This window comes from Mesorhizobium sp. L103C131B0 (assembly GCF_000502275.1).
Taxonomy (GTDB): Bacteria; Pseudomonadota; Alphaproteobacteria; order Rhizobiales; family Rhizobiaceae; genus Mesorhizobium.
This window is the reverse complement of record NZ_AYXC01000011.1, coordinates 19,608-37,195: the sequence shown is the minus strand read 5'-3', so window position 1 is coordinate 37,195 and position 17,588 is coordinate 19,608. Positions and strand designations below refer to the sequence as shown.

The 17,588-nt window shown below is 58.5% G+C and carries 14 protein-coding genes; 4 read left to right on the top strand and 10 right to left on the bottom strand.

All coding sequences use genetic code 11. The annotated features are described in order from the left end of the window. From cysQ to cysD, 3 genes are read right to left on the bottom strand one after another with little or no spacing between them, the layout of a single operon-like run. Positions 1-789, bottom strand: coding sequence for a 3'(2'),5'-bisphosphate nucleotidase CysQ (cysQ, locus tag X730_RS146370; protein ID WP_031196090.1), 789 nt, complete (start codon positions 787-789; stop codon positions 1-3). A gap of 10 nt (positions 790-799) precedes the next feature. After that, on the bottom strand, positions 800-2,737 hold the full coding sequence (gene cysN, locus X730_RS146375; protein ID WP_023684584.1) for a sulfate adenylyltransferase subunit CysN: 1,938 nt from the start codon (positions 2,735-2,737) through the stop codon (positions 800-802). A gap of 2 nt (positions 2,738-2,739) precedes the next feature. Beyond that, a complete protein-coding gene (gene cysD / locus X730_RS146380; RefSeq protein ID WP_023670717.1) occupies positions 2,740-3,645 on the bottom strand; it encodes a sulfate adenylyltransferase subunit CysD in 906 nt (301 codons plus the stop codon). 414 nt (positions 3,646-4,059) lie between these two features. On the opposite strand from cysD, the gene X730_RS146385 reads away from it, so the two are divergent. Both X730_RS146385 and X730_RS146390 read left to right on the top strand, forming a co-directional pair. Beyond that, on the top strand, positions 4,060-5,352 hold the full coding sequence (locus tag X730_RS146385) for an O-antigen ligase family protein (RefSeq protein WP_031197113.1): 1,293 nt from the start codon (positions 4,060-4,062) through the stop codon (positions 5,350-5,352). Then, positions 5,349-6,284 carry an NAD-dependent epimerase/dehydratase family protein gene (locus tag X730_RS146390; protein ID WP_023826762.1) on the top strand — a complete coding sequence of 312 codons (936 nt, stop codon included), beginning with the start codon at positions 5,349-5,351 and terminating at the stop codon, positions 6,282-6,284. The genes X730_RS146385 and X730_RS146390 overlap by 4 nt, the downstream gene beginning before the upstream one ends. Here the strand turns inward: X730_RS146390 and X730_RS146395 are convergent. The 3 genes from X730_RS146395 to X730_RS146405 form a co-directional block, all read right to left on the bottom strand. Continuing rightward, positions 6,272-6,811 carry a sugar transferase gene (locus X730_RS146395; protein ID WP_023684586.1) on the bottom strand — a complete coding sequence of 180 codons (540 nt, stop codon included), beginning with the start codon at positions 6,809-6,811 and terminating at the stop codon, positions 6,272-6,274. The genes X730_RS146390 and X730_RS146395 overlap by 13 nt on opposite strands. 17 nt (positions 6,812-6,828) lie before the next feature. Further along, a complete protein-coding gene (locus X730_RS146400) occupies positions 6,829-7,761 on the bottom strand; it encodes a glycosyltransferase family 2 protein (protein ID WP_023732070.1) in 933 nt (310 codons plus the stop codon). Positions 7,762-7,899: 138 nt separating this feature from the next. Further along, positions 7,900-9,888 (bottom strand): nucleoside-diphosphate sugar epimerase/dehydratase, encoded by a 1,989-nt coding sequence (locus X730_RS146405; RefSeq protein WP_031197112.1) that lies wholly within the window; start codon positions 9,886-9,888, stop codon positions 7,900-7,902. 296 nt (positions 9,889-10,184) lie between these two features. Between X730_RS146405 and X730_RS1000000167590 the strand changes: the two genes are divergently transcribed. Next, positions 10,185-10,910, top strand: a complete 726-nt coding sequence (locus X730_RS1000000167590) for a class I SAM-dependent methyltransferase (protein WP_023754836.1) — start codon at positions 10,185-10,187, stop codon at positions 10,908-10,910. A gap of 253 nt (positions 10,911-11,163) precedes the next feature. Then, a complete protein-coding gene (locus X730_RS146415; RefSeq protein ID WP_023754837.1) occupies positions 11,164-11,868 on the top strand; it encodes a hypothetical protein in 705 nt (234 codons plus the stop codon). A gap of 6 nt (positions 11,869-11,874) precedes the next feature. On the opposite strand, the gene X730_RS1000000167585 is transcribed toward X730_RS146415, so the two are convergent. The 4 genes from X730_RS1000000167585 to X730_RS1000000165395 are packed head-to-tail and all read right to left on the bottom strand — an operon-like array spanning position 11,875 to position 17,566. Further along, positions 11,875-12,852, bottom strand: coding sequence for a hypothetical protein (locus tag X730_RS1000000167585; protein WP_155922470.1), 978 nt, complete (start codon positions 12,850-12,852; stop codon positions 11,875-11,877). Further along, on the bottom strand, positions 12,842-14,266 hold the full coding sequence (locus X730_RS146425) for an ABC transporter ATP-binding protein (protein ID WP_023826761.1): 1,425 nt from the start codon (positions 14,264-14,266) through the stop codon (positions 12,842-12,844). The genes X730_RS1000000167585 and X730_RS146425 overlap by 11 nt, the downstream gene beginning before the upstream one ends. Next, positions 14,256-15,020, bottom strand: coding sequence for an ABC transporter permease (locus X730_RS146430; RefSeq protein WP_023754840.1), 765 nt, complete (start codon positions 15,018-15,020; stop codon positions 14,256-14,258). Before X730_RS146430 ends, X730_RS146425 begins: the two co-directional genes overlap by 11 nt. Positions 15,021-15,037: 17 nt before the next feature. Beyond that, the gene (locus X730_RS1000000165395; RefSeq protein WP_196813853.1) at positions 15,038-17,566 is read right to left on the bottom strand and encodes a glycoside hydrolase family 99-like domain-containing protein; all 2,529 of its coding nucleotides are present in this window, start codon (positions 17,564-17,566) and stop codon (positions 15,038-15,040) included. Positions 17,567-17,588 lie beyond the last annotated feature (22 nt).

Genomic DNA, 17,588 nt, shown 5'->3' with positions numbered 1-17,588 from the left:
TTACGCCGCGTCCGCCGCCTTCCCGCTCGCAATAAAATGCGGGTTGGCGAAATCCTCGTCGTCGCTCTGTTTGCGCTTGCCATAGGTGAGCGGCTCGCCGTCCAGCGTGCGCGTCATGCCGCCGGCGGCGCGCAGTACGGCGTCGCCGGCCGCCGTGTCCCATTCCATGGTGCGGCCGAAGCGCGGATAGATGTCGGCTTCGGCTGCGGCGAGCAGGCAGAATTTCAGCGATGAGCCGACCGAGACGATCTCGGCGGCGCCGAGATCCTTGATGAAGGCTTCGGTCTCCGGGGTGTTGTGCGAGCGGCTGGCAACGACCGCCAGCGGCGTGACCGCCCTCCTAACCGAAATCCGCCGGCGGCCGACGATACGGAAGTCGCCATCGACCTCGATTGCTTCGGCCCAGCCCGGCCGTCCAGAGAAGAACCGCCCGCTGCACGGTGCGAAGACGACGCCGATCTCCGGCACGCCGTGCCGGACAAGCGCGATGTTGACGGTGAAATCGGTCCGGCGGTTGACGAATTCCTTCGTTCCATCGAGCGGATCGATCAGGAAGAAGGCGCCATCCAGATCGGGCGGCACAATGCCTTCGGCGACCTCTTCCTCGGCCACGCAGGGAATATCGGGATAGGCCGCACGCAGGCCGGCGAGGATGATCGTCTCGCTCTCGCGGTCGGCTTCCGTGACCGGCGAGGAGTCCGACTTGCTGTCGACCGCGCAGCCGGCCTTGAAGACCCGCATCACCTCGCGTCCGGCTTCGAGCGCCAGGCGCTCGAACACGTCGAGCATCACTTCGTCGTCAGATGCCGCCGCCGCTGTCATATTGGTCTTCGGCAATGTCGCGCTCATTCAGCCAGTGTTCCAGAGCCTCTACCATCTCCTCGGCCGTCTTGCCGAGTGTCTTGAGATGGATTTCGGGATTTTCGGGAGCTTCATACGGGGAATCGACGCCGGTGAAGTTCTTGATCTCGCCATTCAGCGCCCGTGCGTAAAGGCCTTTCGGGTCGCGTCGGGCGCATTCCTCGAACGGCGTATCGACGAACACTTCGACGAACTCGCCGTCGGCCATCAACTCCCTGGCCATGCGCCGCTCGGCGCTGAAGGGGGAAATGAAGGAGACGATGACGATCAGCCCGGCATCGGCCATCAGCTTTGCCACTTCGGCGACACGGCGGATGTTTTCGACCCGATCGGCGTCGGTGAAGCCGAGATCGCGGTTGAGGCCGTGGCGGACATTGTCGCCGTCGAGAATGTAGGTGTGGCGCCCGGAAGCGAACAGCTTCTTCTCGAGCAGGTTGGCGATGGTCGACTTGCCCGAACCGGAAAGGCCGGTGAACCAGAACACGGCGGGACGCTGGCTCTTCAAGTCGGAACGGCCACGCTTGCCGACATCGAGCGACTGCCAGTGGATGTTTTCGGCGCGGCGCAAGGTATGCAGGATCATGCCGGCGCCGACCGTGGCATTGGTGATGCGGTCGATCAGGATGAAGGCGCCGGTATCGCGGTTGTCGGCGAAGGTGTCGAAGGCGATCGGCGCCCGGGTCGAGATGTTGCAGATGCCGACTTCGTTCATCTCGAGCGACTTCGCCGCCTCGCGAGCGAAGTCGTTGACGTTGACGCGGTATTTCAGGTCGGTGACGGTGGCGCTGGTCTGGTCGGTCTCGGTGCGCAGTATATAGGAGCGTCCCGGCAGCAGCGCTGCCTCGTCGAACCAGACGATGTTGGCGGCGAACTGGTCGGCGACCTGCGGCCGTGCCGCCGGCGACACCAGCATGTTGCCTCTGGAGACCTCGACCTCGTCATCGAGCACAAGGGTGATGGCCTGGCCGGCCACCGCCTGGGCAAGATCGCCGCCTTGCGCGACGATGCGCTTGACCCGCGAGGCCTTGCCGGATTTGGCGACCACCACCTCGTCGCCCTGCGCGACGGAGCCGGACGCGATGGTGCCGGCAAAGCCGCGGAAGTCGAGATTGGGCCGGTTGACATACTGCACCGGAAACCGGAACGGCAGTTCGACCGCGGCCTCGTCGACCGATATAGTTTCGAGATGCTCGATCAGCGACGGGCCGGAATACCACGCCGTCTTGCCGGAGCGGCTGGTGACATTGTCGCCATAGCGGGCCGACATCGGGATCGGCACGATCGTCTGGAAGCCGAGCTCGTGCGAGAACTGCCGGTAATCCTCGACGATACGGTCGAACACCGCCTGGTCGAAATCGACGAGGTCGATCTTGTTGACGGCAAGCACGATATGGCGGATGCCGAGCAGCGAAGCGATGATCGAGTGGCGCCGGGTCTGGCGCAGCACAGCCTGGCGCGCATCGATCAGCACGATGGCGAGATCGGCAGTCGATGCGCCGGTCGCCATGTTGCGGGTGTACTGTTCATGGCCGGGGGTGTCGGCGACGATGAACTTGCGCTTGGGCGTGGCGAAGAAGCGGTAGGCGACGTCGATGGTGATGCCTTGCTCGCGCTCGGCCTCGAGGCCGTCGACCAGAAGCGCGAAGTCGATGTCGTCGCCAGTGGTGCCGTGCTTGCGGGAATCGCGCTCGAGTGCGGCGAGCTGGTCCTCGAAGATCTGCTTTGTGTCGGACAGAAGACGGCCGATCAGCGTCGACTTGCCGTCGTCGACCGAGCCGCAGGTGAGGAAGCGCAGCAGCGACTTCTTCTCCTGCGCCGCCATGTATTCGCGCACGCCGTCGGTGGGAGCGAGGCTCTTGGCCAGGATATGGCGCATGCTCAGAAATATCCCTCGCGCTTCTTCTTTTCCATCGAGCCGGCTTCATCGCGGTCGATGAGGCGGCCCTGGCGCTCGGAGGTGCGCGCCGTCAGCATCTCGCCGACGATGGCTTCGAGCGTGTCGGCGTCGGATTCGATGGCGCCGGTCAGCGGATAACAGCCGAGCGTGCGGAAACGCACCAGACGGTTCTCCATCGTCTCACCGGGGCGCAATTGCATGCGATCGTCATCCTTCATGATCAGCATGCCGTCGCGTTCGACCACCGGCCGCTCCTTGGCGAAATAGAGCGGCACGATCGGGATGTTTTCCTGCAGAATGTACTGCCAGATATCGAGCTCGGTCCAGTTCGACAGCGGAAACACGCGGATCGATTCGCCCGGCGCGATGCGGGTGTTGAAGATCTTCCACATCTCCGGCCGCTGGTTCTTCGGGTCCCAGACATGCTGGGCGTTGCGGAAGGAAAAGATGCGCTCCTTGGCGCGCGACTTCTCCTCGTCGCGCCGAGCCCCGCCGAAGGCAGCGTCAAAGCCGTATTTGTCGAGCGCCTGGCGCAACGCCACCGTCTTCATGACATGGGTGTGGGTGTTCGAGCCATGGTCAAAGGGGTTGATACCGTCGCGCACGCCGTCTTCATTGACGTGGACCAGCAGGTCGAAGCCGAGCTTCTGCGCCATCTGGTCGCGAAAGGCGATCATCTCGCGGAACTTCCAGGTGGTGTCGACATGCAGGAAGGGGAAAGGCGGCTTGGCCGGATAGAAGGCCTTCATCGCCAGATGCATCAGCACGGAGGAATCCTTGCCGACGGAATAGAGCATCACCGGCTTGGAGAAGGAGGCGGCAACCTCACGGAAGATGTGGATGGACTCGGCCTCGAGCCGCTGCAGGTGCGTAAGCGCGATGTTCATGGACTGTGAGCGTTCTCTCGTGCAATCCAGACCTTGCATCAGATGGATCGGGCGTCCTTTTCAGCCGCCCGGTTCAAGCTTCACTGCTGGACACTATCGGTTCGTGCCGGCGTTCTAGCAGATCGCCACCTGATATAACAACGCTGGAAAGGCCGGCGGCCACACCGATCGGCAACGAATTTTCCATGAAAAGCCTAGAATCCGAAAATTCCTGCCCGACGGAGCGATAGCATTCAAAGGCCGGGAAAAATCTTGCCTGGACCGAAAGAAACGCCGGCCCGACCTCGTCGCACTTTCGAAAACCGCACCCAGCCGCTATACCGGCTCCTGAACCTGCGCCGGGCGGCATGCCGCAAATGCCGCCGCCAAACATCGTCCGTCGCCAAGCGACCCAGCGCATTGTGAACCAGAGCATTGACCCCGATTTCCGCCATCAAGCAGCACGTTTCGCCGTCACGGATCAACATCACCTTCTCCATTCTGTGCTTCTTTTTCCCGCCGGTGCTGGGATCGGCGGTCAGCTTTTTGTTCAATGGTGGCGGCCTGTGGTCGGTGCTTCTGCTTGCGTTGAAAAGACGGCGTTTCAACATTGACCGGCCGATGACCGCGATGACGGTGGCCATCTATGCCTATTGCGCAGCCAGCGTGTTCGCCTCCATCGTCAACAATTCGATCGCCAGGGATGCGCCGCATCTGGCAGGGCTGATCACCTTCCTGTTTTTCCCTGTCTCATACGCGACCTGGAGCATTACCGAGAAAACCACGCTGACGCGCATCGTCGTGCTGGCGAGCGCCGCCGCCTGTTTTGGCGCCCTGCTGCTGGCGGTCGTGCAATATCACGGGCTGGGCATACGGGCCGAAGGCGGCGCCGGCAATCCGATCGTGTTCGCGACCGTCGCCTGCCTCAGCATGATGATGTGCCTGGCAGGCGCCTTATCGGGTGTCGAAAAGAACAGGGCGTTGCTGGCCTGCGCGACACTGGCCGGCGCGGTCGACATTGTCTATTCGGGGTCGCGGATCATCTGGCTGGCGATGCTGGTGGCCGGCATCGCGGTCCTGCTGATCAATCGTCGCAAGCTCAACAACAGAAACGCCATTCGGCTTTTGCTGATTGCGGGCGCGATCGGCATCGTCATCGCGGTCATTGGTCTCCCCATCATTTCCGAGCGCGCGGCCTTCCTGTTCAGCGACTGGGATGCGCTCGCCACGAAGGGCGACCACACGACCGCGCTCGGCTTGCGCGCAGCACTTTGGCAGATTGGGCTGAGCGCCTTCCACGACATGCCGATTTTCGGTCACGGCATTGCTGCAAGCCGTGAGCTGATAAAGGATGGATTCCACAATCAGTTCCACATGCCGTCCACGGGCTTCAGCCATTTTCACAATGGCTTCCTGACTGCATTGGTGGAGGCCGGGCTGCTTGGAGCCGTAACGCTCGCGGCTGTGTTCTTCGTTGCCGCGAGAAACGCGGCCATCGTGCTGCGCACCAGCACGGACGCGATCGAGCGGTTCGGCGCCACGATGATTGTCGTCACTGCGATCACCTACCTCATCGGCGGCCTGACCGGCATTCTGGTCGGCCACGACATCCTCGATGCCACACTGATGGTGTTCCTGGTGTCCGGGACATATCTTGCATCGGGCCGGCAACAAATGCTGCCGGAACAACAGGCACCGGCCCCGGCGCCCCAGGCAAGCCGGCCGTGAAAGTGCTGGTCACAGGCGCGACGGGTTTCATCGGCAGGCAGGTCGTCAACCAGCTGCGCGAAGCCGGGTTCGGGGTGCGCATGGCATCGCGCCACCCGGAACGGCTCGATCCCGTGAGCGATGCGGTTTTGTTGCCGGACTTCGACGCACCGGCTCAGGCATACCAGGCGCTGATGCGAGATATCACCCATGTCGTCCACTGTGCGGCGCTCAACAATGACCGCAAGGCGAGCGAAGCCGACTTCATGGCAGCCAACGCGACACTGACCGCGCAGCTGGCGCGCGCGGCCGCCTCGCGGACAAGCGGGCGCTTCATCTATCTGTCGTCGATCCGGGCAGTAGCCGGTCCCGGTTTCAGCGGAACGATCAGCGAGGCGACGCTCCCTGCCCCGCAATGCGCCTACGGGCGCTCGAAACGCGAAGGCGAGATCAAGACACTGGAAGCCTATGCGTCCAAGCCCTCCGATGCCACGGCGCTGCGCCTGCCGCCGGTCTATGGCGAAGGCATGAAGGGAAACCTGCGTGGAATGATGCGGGCTGCCGCCATTGCCTTACCATTGCCCTTAGGCGCTTTCACCGCAGTTCGTTCGCTGATATCGCGCGACGCGGTGGCTGGCGCCGTGGCGCATCTTTTGACTCGTCCCACGCCACCGCGCCCGACCTATGTCCTGGGCGATGCTTCCCCCGTTGCGATGTTCGAAATCTTGACTGCATTCAGGCACGGATACGACGTTCCGACCCGGCTCGTTCCTGTGCCGGCCTGGCCATTCAGGCTGTTCGCCACACTGCTTGGCAGAAAAGCAGCGTACGACGCTTCCATGGCGACACAGATTTGCGACCCGTCACTGCTGATCTCGGAAGGCTGGATGCCGGAAACCGACACGCTCGGCCGGATTGAGGAACTTGCACGACAGGCCCGTCAGGTCCGGTAGATTGTGCCAAGCAGGATTTTGACGTCGAGTCCGATCGAGGCTCCCCTGAGATATTCGGCATCGGTTTCGGCGCAGAGTTTCGGATCCGACATGTCGATGCCTCTCATCTGCGCAAGCCCGGTAATGCCTGGAAGTGCGGCAAGCACACCCAATTGCCTGCGGCGGTCGACCAACTCGGTTTGCGTGGGCAGGCATGGACGCGGCCCGACCAGGCTCATCTCGCCCTTCAGCACGTTCCAGAGCTGCGGCAGCTCGTCGATCTTGAATTTTCGCAGCACCTTACCGGCGGCGGTGACGGAGTTTGCCGGCGCCTGATGCGAGGGCAGAGATGGCGTTCCCACAACCATCGTCCTCAACTTGTGGCAGCGAAACAGCACCCCGTGCTGGCCGACGCGAGTTTGGGAGAGGAGTGCCGGTCCGGGCGACGACAGCCTGATTGCCAGTATGGCAAGCAGGGTGACGGGCGAGGTCAGCGGCAACAGAACCGCCGCCGCGACGAGATCGAAAGCTCGCTTGGGTCCCCTCATGGCCATCTCAGCATGCTCTAGATCCGCCGCCAGATGAAGGCCACATAGAGCCCAAGCGTCCCAGCCAGCGTCTGCCGGTAGACGCCGCTTTTCCTGAGAAGGCGCAGGCGTCGCAAGATACCGCCCTTTCGCGCCCTGATGAACAGGCCGAGACAGGCGGCGGCATCCCTCGTGAGGATGTCGCGATTGACGGCCAGGCCGCTCAGATTGTGATCGGTCCAGACGGCGAACTCGCCCCTGAAGAGGCGCCCCAGCCGCGACAGCCTCGCCTTCCACGACACGTTGGCGCCGACCAGGTTTGCCTCATGCTGGCGGTAGCGCACCAGCGGTCGCGGGTCATAGCGGACAATGCCGCCGGCAGCCGTGACGATCAGATATGTCCACCAGTCATGGCTGACGAACTCGGTCCTTGCCGATGCCTTTGCCAGCAACTTTCGCGCGGCGCGGTTGATCATCATCGTGTTGCCGCCGGCAATGCTTTGCACAAGCGCATTGCGAAATGCGGGTGGATGCTGGAACAGCGGCGAATACCCTTGCGCTGCTCCGGTTTCGGACATGGTCGCGGTTCTGGAGCAAAACAGCAGCGGCGTTCCGGCGTCGTGCCCTTGCATCCAGGCAATGGCGCTCTCCAGCCTGTCCGGCTCCCAGATGTCGTCCTGGTCGCAGAAGGCGTAGTAGTCGGCCTCGATGCGCGGATCGATGATCATCGCGCGGAAATTGGCGGCAAAGCCTTGGCGAGGACCATTCGACAGGGTCAACCGGCCCTTGGACCAGCGGCTCTGCCAGGCGCCGATAATGGCCGAAGTGCCGTCTGTCGAACCGTCGTCGGAAACCCAGAGGTCGACAACAGGATGCGATTGCGCAGCCAGCGACGCGAGCTGCTCGTCAAGGAAAGCCGCGCCATCTTTCGTGCCCAGCAGCACGGCCACGCGCTGATCTTGTCTGCTCACTGGTTCAAAATCATCTGCAAACGCCTGGGAACGGCCATCGGATCGGTTTCAATAGCCAATCCCGGTCGATCAGGACAGGCTCTTTGTTTTGACGCAATCCCGGACGGAAAACCGCTCCACACTTTTCTTGGAATTGCTCTAACCAGCTTGCCCGACTGTTTTCGCAACGGTTTCCCGGCGTGCCTCACTTGGAGGCTCTTCCGCCTGATAGAGGCCGGCCATGACGGCGAGCGCCGAGGCCTTGTCCTGATCGCGCATGGCCGCCTGCAGCAATGTCAGCGCCGCCTGGACCTTGGGCCATCCCACGACATCGGTCCTGAGGCCGAAGATCTTGGGGATATCCAGCGCGACGATCTCCTCATTGCCGCCATGCAGCACTTCGTGAAGCTTCTCGCCCGGCCTGATCCCGGTGAAACGGATCGGAATGTCGGTGTAGGGGCTTTTGCCGGCCATGCGGATCATGGTTTCAGCGACTTCGAGGATCGGCACCGGCTTGCCCATGTCGAGCATGTAGATGGCGTAGTCGTCCTTGCCCTGGCGCCGCTCGGCGTCGGCCGCCGACATGATGACGAGGTCGACGGCTTCGGCCACCGTCATGAAGTAGCGGGTCATGCGGCGATCGGTGATGGTGACCGGACCGCCGGCCTCGATCTGCGCCTGGAAGATGGTGGCGACCGAGCCATTGGAGCCGAAGACATTGCCGAACCGCACGGCGATGAACTTGGTGCCGGAGCGACGGCCGCTGGCCCCGGTGGCGTGCGTTTCGTGCAGCGAAGAGACGATCTGCTCGGCGGCGCGTTTCGTCATACCGAGCACCGAGGTCGGATCGACCGCCTTATCGCTGGAAATCAGCAGGAACTGCGGCACCCCGCATTTGGCGGCAACCTCGGCGCAGACGAGGGTGCCCAAAATGTTGGTCTGGATCGCCGATTCCCAATTTTCCTCGAGCAGCGGCACATGTTTGAGCGCGGCGGCATGGAAGATGATGTCGGGCTTGAAATCGCTGACGACGCGGGTGATCTGGCGCCGGTCTGTGACATCGACGATGCGGCTCTTGAGCCGGACATGGTCCTTTTCGTCAACCTGCTGGTCGAGCTGGAAAATACCGAACTCCGAGATATCGGCGACCAGAACCGCCTCGGCGCCAAGTTCCAGCGACCGCTTGACCAGGATGCGACCGATTGAGCCGGCGCCGCCGGTGACCAGGACGCGCTTGCCACCGATAAAGCCGCCGATCCGCTCAATATCGGAAGCAACTGTGGGGCGGCGCAGGATGGTTTCCATCTCGACAGCGTCGAGTACCAGCTTTCCGCCTTGGCCGAGCTCCGAAACGCCGGAGAATTGGACGACGGCGATACCGCTGTGACGGGCGACACGGACCAGTTCCGAATATTCCTCGATCTCGCGTTCGGTGCCATTGCCGAAAATCAGCATGTCGAGGCTTTTGGTGCCTCTTGCATATTCTTCGAGGACCTCGACCAGGCGGGGCCGCACGGCTACCACCGGAACGCCCTGGATCTGCGTGCCCAACGGCGCGCCGTTCTCGATGGCCATGATGCCGGCGATGGAATATTCGGCCGGCTCGGCCGTGCGTGTGAAGCGGATGATGACGTCTGCTTCGCCAAGCCTGCCGACGAACAGCGCTTGTTTGATCGCCGCATTGTTTGCGTTGCGGCTCAGGATTCGCCAGCTCGCCCCGTCGCGCAGGAACCGGTAATAGAGCCGAGGCGCCGATATGATGGTGAAGGAGACGAGGAAAAAGACGATGAACTGGCGCTCGTTGAGGCCGGTCACCGGCTGAAACGATCGAACCGCCAGCGAGACGACATAGAGCGTGACGGTCAGGATGGCGCAGCTCTTCAGGATGTTGAAGAAGTCCGGCGTGGAGGCGAAACGCCACACGGTGTTGTAGAGGCCGCAATAGCGAAACAGCATATGGCTGAGAAAAACAATACTTGCCCAGCACGCCAGGCCGGCCGTGGAGAGCGCGTCGAATGAAAGTCTCGACTGAGAAAGCCCCAGACTCAGCGCCACCGCGACCAGGACCATGACCAGATCCTGGATCATTATAATGGCGCGCCGCATCTTCGGCCGAAGTCCGGACACGACCTCTACATAGGATGTCATTGGGTAGTACTGAACTCCAGGCGCAAGGACATGGACACTAACGTGGTGCAAGAGCGACGAAAACCCGTCACCGATCACCTGTTTAGAGTGCCAATCCCCAGCCCCGCCGCTTTGTATCGCATAGCGTGGAGTCGGGGACGCCGCCAGATATTTTTTTCGTCTGTCGCACTCTCGCGCAAAGCTGTGGTGCATGACACGGCTCTCGCATTGTGGAAGAGTCGATCGGGGCAATGCACACAGCATATGGGTGGAGAATGAATGCCGCCGTTAGGGCAGGCTAAAGTGGAGAGCTATTGATGCAGGATGCCGACTACGGGAAACGTGTTACAGGAAAACCATATCTTGGTTTTTTGGAAGACATCCACAAACAGCTGAAACCCAATACATATTTTGAGATCGGCGTTCAATTTGGCGATACTATTAAATTGGCAAGTTGTTCGACCGTTGGCGTTGATCCATTTTTCTCTTGTCAGACCAACATCATTGGCAAGAAGCCAACCTGCCAGCTATTTCAACAAACCAGCGATGCCTTTTTTGCTGAACGCGACCTCTCTCGCATCTTTGGGAAATCCGTCGATCTTGCCTTTCTGGATGGCATGCATCGGTTCGAATTCCTGCTCCGAGATTTCATAAATACAGAAAAGCATTGCGCTCCCGAATCGATCGTCGCCATGCACGACTGTTTGCCGCCGGGATTCTATATGACGTCGCGGGATATCGCCGACGCCAAACATCCTCGCTCCGCATTTCCAGGCTGGTGGGCCGGCGACGTATGGAAGATTGTGCCCACCCTCAAACACTACCGGCCGGAACTCTCAATTACGGTTACCGACAGCGCACCAACCGGCCTTGTGCTGATTACCGGACTCGACCCTGAAAATGATGCTCTCTGGGCAAACTACGAGAAGATCATTGCCGGTTTTCAGCCGATGGACCGCAGTGAGTTCGCTCACTACTGGTCCTCAGTTTCAGTGGTCTCAACCGACTCCGTGGACCTGGGAAGGTTCCGACCTTTCAGCTAGCCCTATTGCCTCTTGAGATCGACTTGTGAAGGGAGTAGGCACGGCCACCCTTTGGCGGGCGTCCCACGAGATGTTCAATGGCTATGTATCGATTGAAGCAGCCGTAGGCATTCTTGGGGCGCGGTGCGTTTAAACCAGGACGGAGAGCCTGTACCCTCCGATGCATCGCTTGTTACCGATCGCACCGAGGCAATTTGAACCTTGCCCTCACAGCGACGTTTTCCAAGCCCGCAACATATGAGAGAAAGGTGTGATGTTTCGGATCAAGCTGCCTTTTCAGACACGTGACAGAGGGGCCGTCGACGGCATGAAGCGATTGTTGAACCATAAGGTTCATGAGCTTGCCGTCAGCCTTGTCATCGGAGTAGCTCCGGCGATTCCGGTGGGACGGAAGGATGATCTCGCGGAACATTTAGATATGGTGAGACAGGAGTTCGTGGGCCGAACCGAAATCGAATATACGCATGCGGCGCTGATCGTGCTTTTACGTCGCGGCATTGCTGAAAAACGAAGTTGGAAGCGCTTCCAACAAGTGTGGGAGGAGTGCGGGCCCTTTCTGCTGCAGCGGCTCAACACCCGATGGCTGATCTCAGCCTGCGATACCATCGCCGACTTCTCTCCCGATCGAGCCGAACGCGCGCTGGCACTTGCGGGTTCGCTCTTGATGAACACAATCAAGCTCTATGAAACCGAGATTTGGATGAAGGCCACCGAAGCTAAAGAATATGAACGCATTCCGCAGGGAGGCATGACGCTCTTTGACGGCGTGACACCCTTTATGGTTGGCGCCGGCGACATGATCGCAAATCTAAATACCAGAGTACAGTCTCTGTGCGAGAAACAAACCATAGCTTCGAATATTCTCCAAGAGATATTTCGTAGGATTCATGTCAACCCAACAGTATTCCAGCGATTTCAGGCGCTGCACACCTCAGATCTCACCAAGTGGAGCGCATAAACAAAGTCAACGGCGAAGAAGCGAGTAGGCTCGCCATACCTCTAGTTCCCTTCGTCTGCGGTGAATGTTCGACTGGTCCAACGGATCGATCTCTCGAAAAAGACCAGCGGCGACCAAGCGTTCAGCATAGCTGATGTTGGTCTGTCTAAATGCCAGCTTGGTTTCGGTTGGCGATGCAAGGCAGGAGAACAATTCACCATTTAATACGCGCTTTATTGCTCCCGACAGTCCAGCGGCATCACCCCTTTGATAGTGGGTAACATCAGCAGGAAGTTCCAAGAGGTCGAAAAGGCTGGTGAACTTGGAAGAGTATCCTATCAACCCGACTTGTCGACCCGACAGGAGCCCCCAATAGGCGACATGATATGAATTTGTTACGATCTTTCCGGTCAAAGCGAACTTGGACCGAAATTCAGGTTCCGACATAGAATTAGTGCCAACTATCGCATTCGGCTCGATAGTCGAAAGGACATCCAAGACCGCCTGCCCGCTTGCGGCCGGATTCTGGTTGAGGAAAACGCCCAGCGCCGTCCCTGGCAAGATATCGACGATATCTCCCATCACGCTGGCACAGGGTACGAGTGTAGAATTGGATACCGCCAGAGCACGATCGCGAGAGCCAAAAAAAGAAAAATCCGTTGGAATTGAGGAAGAGAGTTCTCCGAACCCGTTCAAGGGTTGGATACTCTGGCCAACCCCCCAAGCGACTTTTCGGTCCGACTCAACCAAGGAGCTTGCATAAGCTCCGAAATCATTGAACGCGCCACCACCCAGAATGAGAATTCGAGAGAACCCGCTTTCTGAAGGTGAGTGACATTTGAAGTCGAAATAGTGGCGCGGGCTGGAAAGATAGTCGCCGATATTAAACGTCGAAGGCCACGCATGCACAAACGACAGCGTCGCTCCCCCGCAATGCATTGAAATGGCCGGAAATTGAGCCTGGATCCCCTCCGAAGACATGGACGCGCCTAGCTCATCGGTCAACAGTGACCACCATAGAGAGATCTACGAGCCCTGCCGCCAATGTTTCGTCCTCCTCTACCACTCTGAAAGCGATGGCGTCGATAATTCGGTGGAGAGGCACCTCATCAACCTCTGGCAATCCGCGGACCTGGCACGTGACAAAATAGTGACCAGGAAGCAGTAGGCTAGTGAACTCAAATCTTGATCTTAGAGATGAACCAGCCTGCGCCAGTTCGACCCGAGACGCCCTGCATTTGGCACCTGCGACATGGAACCCGGTTGTGGTTGTTATGCCGATGCCGAACCCCACCCGAGTAGCGTCGGTTGAAAAATCGGTCCAATATTCTATGAAGTATCTTCTGCCGAGCCTCAGCACATTCACCTGCTCGCCGCTCACAGTGAGTATGCGAACGTCGCGAATGCGTGCGCCTCTCTCTTCTTGATAGGCAGTTGACTTGGAAACGAGTGAAGGATCGAAGCCATCCGCAGATTCCAATTGTTTGGAGAGCGCTTCGCTGTGCTTAATTTCGTTTGTGGGCGCCTGTGAATTTTCGACAACAACTTCATCTTCGGATTCTGATCTCAGCCAAGGCAATTCGATTGGGATGGTGGGAGATATCGTTGCATCCCTCATAGCCACAATTTGCGCCCGGATTTCCGCCGCGCCCTCCGCACTGGCATTTACCAGCCGCTGATATTGGCCTGTCACCGTCTTTGGGCGGCCGGTCAACATTATTTCACCCGCGTCGAGCAATACGGCGCGATCACAAAGTTGGACGATGGTCTGAGCGGCGTGGCTGACGAACAGAATCGTACCGCCACGTTCCCTGATCTGCTCGATTCGCGCGAAACATTTACGGGAGAACGCCTCGTCACCCACCGACAGCGCCTCATCGACCACCAGAATATCCGGATCGACATTAATGGCGACGGCGAACGCCAACCGAACATACATACCCGAAGAATAGGTCTTTACAGGTTGCTCGATAAAGTCTCCGATATCGGCAAAGGAGGCGATGGAGTCAAAGCGATTGTCCATCTCGGCACGGCTGAGGCCAAGGATGGATGCGTTGAGATAGGCATTTTCGCGACCGGTGAAATCGGGGTTGAACCCCGCGCCCAGTTCCAGCAACGCCGCTACGCGGCCATTGACGGTAACCGAACCACTGGTGGGCTGCAGTGTTCCGCAGATAATCTGCAGAAGCGTCGATTTTCCCGAACCGTTGCGTCCGATGATGCCGACGGTCTCGCCTCGCCGGACGTCCAAAGAAATATTGGTCAATGCAGCGAAGTCACGGAAGTAGCGCCGAGGCAGTTGCCTCACCAGCCGCTGCAGTCGCGGCACCACCATCTGTTTCAGCCGGTCTTCAGGCCGGTTGAACATCAGATGGTGCTTGGATACAGCCTTCACCGAGATGGCGATTTCAGAGGACATCTGCGAAGCCCTTGCGCGTGGCTCGGAAGAACAAAAACCCAAGGCCGGCAATGACCGCTGCCGTCACGGTATAAAAAGCCAACGCGTGCAAGTTCGGCAGTTCACCAAAAATCAGGACCCTGCGGGCCTGTTCAACGGGAGTCGAGATGGGATTCAATACCAGCCACGGTCGCACGGCCGCAGGCAGCGCCTCAGCCGGCACAAAAATCGGAGACAGGAACATGAGCGCGCTGACGATCGGGTTCAGTACCTGGCCGATATCGCGAAAATACACACCAACAGCGGCGAGGAACCACGACAAACCAAGGAGGAGGAGGATAAATGGAGCCACAACGACCGGCAGAAGCGGCGCCGTCAAGGGAATCGACCCCTGCGAAATCACAAGGAAGATGAGCATGACCAGAAAACTGACCATCATGTGAAACAACGCCGCTGCAAGCGCCACTACCGGTAGCACTTCAAGCGGGAAAACAATCTTCTTCACGTAGCTAACATTCGCCAGCACAAGCGTAGGAGCCCTCGTCAGCACCTCGGAGAAGGTTTGAAAGAAGATCAGGCCAACGAACAATATGATCGCGAACTGGGCCGTCGGCTGCCCCTCGCCTCCCCCTGCCCAACGCATCCGCAGAACCGTACCGAACATGAATGTGTAAACTGCGAGCATAAGCAGCGGGGTCAATAGCGACCACAAGATGCCAAGCATCGACCCTCGGTATCGTCCAGTCACTTCCCGACGCGTAAGGCTGATGATCACGTCAAGATAGTTAACAGTCACAGTTCGACAACCTTAAGAAGGGCGCGGACACGTTGAACCAAAGTGTCTGTGTCGACTTGGGACGTTACATGACGCTGGGTCAAATGAGGCTGGCCCGGAAATGGGCTTTCAACCATCTGCGAACGGCAGACCACCACTTCGTAGTCGAGCGAAAATAGCGTGCACGTGCGCGATAGCCACATCTCGGTGATGCCGAGATCGTTCCAGTAGCCGACCCAATCGTCGGGCGTCAAATCGACCAGCTTGGTGCCGGGTCGGCACCAGATTATGTTGGCGAAAGCTGACCCATGCGCGCCAACAATCACCTTGGCGTTTCGAAACAATTCCATTTGATCGACATATGGTAGTTTCGATGGGTCGATTGCAGTGAAGCCCAAAGCCTCCAGCGCCGAGATTACCTCGGGTTCGTTGTCAATGAACCGGTTGGAATAGGTGTTGGCCCGATCCCGTGCAAGGTAGATCAACTGTGGGGTTTCGGAAGCGGTCGGCAACGCCGGTTGCAGAGCATACTGTGCCAGGGAGTCCGGGTTGGGGTAATATGTTGTCCCAGTCGTGAGACTATTGCAGACCATGGCAGAGCGGAATCGAAATGGCGTATGCGGCAGAATTAGAAAATGATGGGGTAGAAAACCCCAAGTCGCCAAGATACCGCGCACCCACAATGGTGCATCATTTGGCAGCACCACCTTAAGGCGATTCTCCTTGATTTCGTTCTCCCAGAACAAAATCTGCGGAATAGCGTCGAATATGACGTGACCAAACGCAAAACTGGAGTGAAGCGGGAGCAACACATCTTCATCAATGAATTTGAATTCATTGAATAGCAATATATACTTCCCGTCCTCTTCATCCAGATAATCCAGAAGATTGAGGTCTTGATAGACATATCGGTAGACGATAATTGACTCTTCAATAATCGCTCCACCTTGCGTAATAACGCCGATGGCACGGGAGTGCGCTACGCAATTTAGAAAGCGTCCAAATTGAAATGGTACGGCGTCAAAAGATTTCTCTGCAAAAAGTTCCTTTAGTCGATCCAGCTTAGTGGCTCCGCAACCCGCAGTAACCTCGACGCTTTTGCTCGTGACGGCCCTACCTGGATAGGCCGTTAAAATAGCGTCGTTCTTCGACGCAAACAACTCGCCCCTCGTTTGAACTTGTCGGGCCGCTCGAGCAAGGGCGACGCTCTGCAAGACCAATGGAAATGTGGCAGTGGGCGCCGAGGAGCTGTTGTTCAGAAACGGCGATCGACGCCACAGTGATCGGATTGGTCGGGCGGCGGCGCGAGCAGCCCGGAAGCCACATCTGGCAACCCAGTATGCCACCGGCGCGTTAGCCAGCATCCCTTGAATCTTTAACTTGGTCGCAGCGAAGCGCTGTACCGGCGAATCTGCTTTCCATATCGCACCGCTTGAAACCGCAAGGGAAGTTCCTGCGTCCGTCCGGAAAGGATGCCGGTCAAAAACATCGTCAAGAACGGACTTGCTTTCCTTGACCCGCAGAGTCGCATCCAGGAAGGCACGCCCGAACTTCCTATCCGGCTCTAGGTGACAGCCCTCGGCCCATTCGTTCCATGCATTTATAAAAACAAGCCGTTCGTTTGGAGCGCGCTCGACCATAGTACGGGACGTCGCCGCCCTCAACCAACGCTCATAGTTATCAGGGGTGGCAGCAAGCATTGCGACCGCGCGGTCGCGAATTCGGGCAGTGTTGTCCCATGAAGGGACTACGGTCCGATAAATTTTCTTATCGCGATAATCCCGACCGAGATAGTTGCCGGCCACATCTGCATAATCCACGAACATACCTCTGAAGGAATCAAAGGTCGTCACTTCACGGTTGATGTTTTGGACCACCATATTGTGTGGGGGGAACTCCACTCCAGCATCGAACCCGAGTGACTCATAATCGAGATTGCCATGCGTTAACGCGGCAACAAGGTGGATTTCTCCGATCCCGATCTTCCGGCAATGCTCACGCCATATTTCTAGAGCTTGGGCGGGGTTCGGAAGCTGCTGCGGCCTGTAGACAAGCAAGATTGGTCGCCCGTCCACGCGAAGATATCGGTCATCTCGGAAGAAGGGGACCACGCTTTCGATAAAGCTGATTTCATAACCCGGCTCATAATTCTGCGAAATCAGCATATGCTGCTCCGCACCATCCCAGCGCCGTGTCCAGTTCTCGTTTGCCCAAGATAAGCAGAAGGGCATACGAGCGGACTTATCGGCAAGGTAGGCATCGACCGGCTTGTCCAACAGCCGCTTACCGCTGAACCAATAATAGTGAAAACAGAACGCATCGACACCATACTGCTGGGCAAGTGCTATCTGCTCGTGTTGCGTTTCCCGTACCCGAAGATCATAGAATCCAAGTTCCGTGGGGAGATGCGGCTGATAGTGACCGTCAAACAATGGCGTCGCCTTGGTAACATTGGTCCATTCTGTAAAACCCTTGCCCCACCAGGCATCATTCTCTGGGAAAGGATAAAACTGCGGCAGGTAGAACGCCAGATATGTCGGTTTCATAAAGGAAATTCCAAGCATTTAT

Excerpts from the sequence above, each read along its gene's own strand:
- cysQ (WP_031196090.1), bottom strand. The coding sequence starts at position 789 with ATGCTCGACGTGTTCGAGCGCCTGGCGCTCGAAGCCGGACGCGAGGTG.
- cysN (WP_023684584.1), bottom strand. The coding sequence starts at position 2,737 with ATGCGCCATATCCTGGCCAAGAGCCTCGCTCCCACCGACGGCGTGCGC.
- cysD (WP_023670717.1), bottom strand. The coding sequence starts at position 3,645 with ATGAACATCGCGCTTACGCACCTGCAGCGGCTCGAGGCCGAGTCCATC.
- X730_RS146395 (WP_023684586.1), bottom strand. The coding sequence starts at position 6,811 with ATGAGGGGACCCAAGCGAGCTTTCGATCTCGTCGCGGCGGCGGTTCTG.
- X730_RS146405 (WP_031197112.1), bottom strand. The coding sequence starts at position 9,888 with ATGACATCCTATGTAGAGGTCGTGTCCGGACTTCGGCCGAAGATGCGG.
- X730_RS1000000167590 (WP_023754836.1), top strand. The coding sequence starts at position 10,185 with ATGCAGGATGCCGACTACGGGAAACGTGTTACAGGAAAACCATATCTT.
- X730_RS146415 (WP_023754837.1), top strand. The coding sequence starts at position 11,164 with ATGTTTCGGATCAAGCTGCCTTTTCAGACACGTGACAGAGGGGCCGTC.
- X730_RS146425 (WP_023826761.1), bottom strand. The coding sequence starts at position 14,266 with ATGTCCTCTGAAATCGCCATCTCGGTGAAGGCTGTATCCAAGCACCAT.
- X730_RS1000000165395 (WP_196813853.1), bottom strand. The coding sequence starts at position 17,566 with ATGAAACCGACATATCTGGCGTTCTACCTGCCGCAGTTTTATCCTTTC.